This window comes from Patescibacteria group bacterium (assembly GCA_038063375.1).
Lineage (GTDB): Bacteria > Patescibacteriota > Minisyncoccia > Phycocordibacterales > JANLHH01 > JANLHH01.
In genome coordinates, this window is the sequence record JBBTVG010000017.1 from 7,969 (window position 1) to 11,795 (window position 3,827).

At 47.0% G+C, this 3,827-nt stretch carries 4 protein-coding genes; all 4 read right to left on the bottom strand.

Annotated elements, in window-relative coordinates:
- Nucleotides 1-803: hypothetical protein (locus AAB523_02310; GenBank protein ID MEK7556099.1), on the bottom strand; the 803-nt coding region annotated here is incomplete at its 3' end.
- A 162-nt stretch (nucleotides 804-965) separates the two neighbouring features.
- A complete protein-coding gene (locus AAB523_02315; protein MEK7556100.1) occupies nucleotides 966-1,505 on the bottom strand; it encodes an inorganic diphosphatase in 540 nt (179 codons plus the stop codon).
- Nucleotides 1,506-1,550: 45 nt separating this feature from the next.
- The gene (gene nusA, locus AAB523_02320) at nucleotides 1,551-2,963 is read right to left on the bottom strand and encodes a transcription termination factor NusA (protein MEK7556101.1); all 1,413 of its coding nucleotides are present in this window, start codon (nucleotides 2,961-2,963) and stop codon (nucleotides 1,551-1,553) included.
- Between the two features lie 176 nt (nucleotides 2,964-3,139).
- Entirely contained in the window at nucleotides 3,140-3,643 is a 504-nt protein-coding gene (locus AAB523_02325) for an NYN domain-containing protein (protein ID MEK7556102.1), read from the bottom strand.
- Nucleotides 3,644-3,827 lie beyond the last annotated feature (184 nt).

The window sequence follows — 3,827 nt, forward strand, 5'->3', positions numbered from 1 at the left end:
CTGTCGTCGGCTTTTTCAGGTCCCTTGATCGCCTTAATGGCTTCAACCAACGCGCGATGCGCTTCTTTTGTTGTTTCCTTTGCCCCCTTGAGAAGTTCTTTCACCTTGCCGAACGCTTCTTTTGGATTCTCTCCGGCCAGTGCCGCATATATCTCTATCTGTGTTTCTGCTATCTCGTCCTCTGCCTCTTCCACTTTATTCCTTGATTCTTCCAAGAGCTCTCTTGCATGAGTCACGTCTATATTATTTTCTTCAAGTTTGGTGAGTCTTGATTCAAGTCTGTCGCCCAACTTCGTGATCCTCTCAAGTGCCGCTTCAAATCGTTTGATCATGCGTTCTGCATAAGCAGTGATCAGAGCTTCCCTTTTCTCACCGATCTTTTTGGCTACTTCCGCCCGTTTCTCGTCGGAAATGCGCCGCGGCGTGCCTGTCGCCTCCATCATTGTATCCCTACGTTCTCCGGCATCTTTTTTTATCTCACGCGAGGTCTCCAGCATTTTTTTTCTCGCCTCTCCCGGCTTCCCCTCGTCTATTTGTTTTTGCGCTTCGCGCCTTGCTTCCATCTCTTTTTTCAGCGCTTCCTCTCTCTGTTCACGTGCCTTTTTGAGCACTTCCGATGAAACACCGGTGCCATCCATCATCCCGCTATCTCCCTCCATATGAGTGACCGCAGTCCCCGCTGAAGAACCCCCTGTTTCTTCAGCAAACGCACGGCTCGCACCGAACGCAAGCACGGCAACAACCGTTAATAAAAATATCAATAATTTCTTGGCCGATTCAAAATTTCCTGCAAATATATTCATGGTTTCATCATGCCCTTCGCTCGTCGCGACGAGTTTTAGTGCTCTATTAAAAAGTGTACATATCGGTTGCAAAACACTCTATTTCGCTACCATTTACATCTTTTCTTATTATACGTGATAACCGCCATGATGGGTATCATGGCGGTTATCCACAGAAACCACTTATTCGGCTTTGGTCGCGTACTTCTCTTCGTAGAGTTTACGGGAACGGTCAATCGCTTTACATGCCGCGTCTTTTCCTTCAAATCCGGTGACCGTCACCTTTTTTCCCTGGATTTTTTTATAGGTGGAGTAAAAATGTTCCATCTCTTTGAGTGTGTGTTCATTGACGTCTTCAAGGTCTAAAACGCTATTAAAGCGAGGGTCCTCAACCGGCACGGCAATGATCTTGTCGTCAGAATCTCCCGAGTCAACCATGTGCATGATCGCGATCGGCCGCACACGCGCTAAAATACCGGTAACCAGTGGGTGCGTGGTGAGCACTATCACGTCCAGAGCGTCGTTGTCGTCCCAGAGTGTCTGCGGTACAAACCCGTAGTCATAAGGAAAATCTTGCGCTGTGTGCGCCACCCGGTCAAGCGCGATAAGCCCCGTTTCTTTGTCTATTTCGTATTTATTTTTTGACCCCTTCGGAATCTCAATGATAACGTTGAGGGTTTCGGGAGCGTTTTCGCCCGCGGAAATATCGTGCCACAGATTCATAATAAGAATATTTTTATTTACTAGATTCGCTCTATAATAGACCCTTTATTTCCCCGCGTCTTCCGACATTCCTTCTTTTTCCTCCTCCTTATCAATAGCTTCTTCAACATCTTCCGGCGTAATATTTTCCATGTCTTCGGTTTCCGCGTGCCGCACCTCGCCCGTTTCTTCTTCAACGATTTCTTCGGCAAGCTCTTTTTCTTCGATCTCTTTTTCCACCTCCTCCGTTTCCTTTCCTTCCGCTGTAAGTTCCGTTTCTTTCTGCTCTATAGTGTTATTTGCAATATTTACCTCTTCTCCGTTTACCGCCACAACAACATCGCCACCCGCTCCTTCAATATCAATCCTCCATCCGGTAAGCTTCGCCGCCAAGCGGACATTTTGTCCCCCCTTCCCGATTGCCAAAGAAAGTTGATCTTCGGCAACGATTACCTTTGCGCGCTTTTCTTCTTCGTTTACCTTGATGTCAATGATCTTCGCGGGAGAAAGCGCAGCCGCCACGAATGTTCCCGGGTCGGAAGACCACTCAATGATATCTATTTTCTCGCCCGCAAGCTCATTGGTAACGGTAGAAACACGAATACCGCGCTGACCGACACACGCGCCGATTGGGTCAACTTTTTCGTCATTGGTGAGAACGGCGATCTTTGACCGTGCACCTGCTTCGCGGGCAATGCTTTTGATCTCCACCACACCACTGGCGATCTCGGGAGCTTCCACCGCAAAGAGCTTCTTGATGAGCTGCGGATGCGTTCGCGAAAGGCGGATACTGATACCTCGTGGAGATTCCGTCACGTCTATCACATATGCCTTTATCCTTCCCCCTTGGCGGTATCGTTCACCGGGAATCTGTTCCTCTGCCGGCAAGATGGCAACAGTCCTACCGAGATCAACAAACACGTTGCCGTGTTCAACTCTCTGCACGATGCCGTTTACCACTTCCCCTTTCTTCCCCGTATATTCGCCCATAACCGAAACCTTCTCTGCTTCTCGGATCTTTTGGATGATAACCTGCTTTGCGGTTTGCGCCGCAATGCGTCCGTAATCGTCCTTTGGTTCCAGAGGAAAAACGATTTCTTCGTCAAGCGCCGCGTCTTTCTTTATTTTTCTCGCGTCCTCAAGAAGGATATGGTGTTCGGGATTAAAGCGCGGACGCAGGTCTTGCTCCTCTTCCCCTTCTGCACCTTCTTTTGGTTCTTTGGGAGTAGTGTCCTCTTCCTCGCTTTCTTCAACCATGCGCACCGTGGAGTCATCAACGACGATCTTTACTTGAGAGAATTCGGTTTTCCCCGAGCTCTGGTCAAATGACGCACGAATAATCTGCCCCTTCTTGCCGTAGTCTTTTTTGTAGGCAGCTGCGAGAGCTTGTTCAATCGCTTCCAGGATTTTTTCTTTTGGAATTCCGCGCTCTTCTTCAAGTTGTTCAAGGGCGGAATTGAATATTTTAATATCAAGCATAGTGATGTGGAATGAAAAATTTAAAAAAATGAGCCCGTTTCGTAACGGACTTTAATGAAAGCAGTATAACAAATGACGCAAGAATGTCAACTCCCTGTACAGGCTATTGACTTATGGCGAGCGGTCGATATACTGATATTATTCCTATGAAAAGGCACTTCGTACGGGTTCCGTCCCTACGCGGTGCCTTTTCTTTTTGCAATCTTCTCCTCTAGCTTATCCATATAGACCATCTTGTCCCTCGCGGACCTCCTCAAGAGTGTAGAGCATTTCTTTTTGTGCGGACTTAAAACTGCGATAAGTTTTTTATTGTCATATAAATAGCGCGCAAGCGAATAAAAATCACCGTCGCTTGATACAAGTACCGCTCGATCATAGGCTGGATAGTCAATCATTGCTTGCAAAACTAAGTCTGCGTCAACATTCCCCTTAACACCGCTGTTTCCGTCTGGTAGCACGGGTTTGAACTTAAGGATAAATCCTGCCTTTTGCAATTCATCATATATATCATTATGTTCCGGCATAAAGCCGATAAATAGATACGCGCTGGTAACATCATATTTGTGTTTTAAGTACACACGAAAACGGGTCCAGTCTATTACCCAGCCCAAATCTTTTTTTGTCCCTTTATACACGTTTTGACTATCAATGAACGCGTAATTATTTTCCTGTTTTTGCATTATTTGTTCTTTCTACGGTGGTCCTTCCATAAGAACATCCTCCCACATTCCACACCTTCATTCAAGCCATTTTGCATTTCGCCCGACATCGTCCCAATAACCTGCATATGCTCAAGGTCTTCGAATCCCGGGCGTAAAGCAAGCAGTTGCTTTACTCGCCCTCACTTCATTCGGGACGCCGGGA

Excerpts from the sequence above, each read along its gene's own strand:
- AAB523_02315 (MEK7556100.1), bottom strand. The coding sequence starts at position 1,505 with ATGAATCTGTGGCACGATATTTCCGCGGGCGAAAACGCTCCCGAAACC.
- nusA (MEK7556101.1), bottom strand. The coding sequence starts at position 2,963 with ATGCTTGATATTAAAATATTCAATTCCGCCCTTGAACAACTTGAAGAA.
- AAB523_02325 (MEK7556102.1), bottom strand. The coding sequence starts at position 3,643 with ATGCAAAAACAGGAAAATAATTACGCGTTCATTGATAGTCAAAACGTG.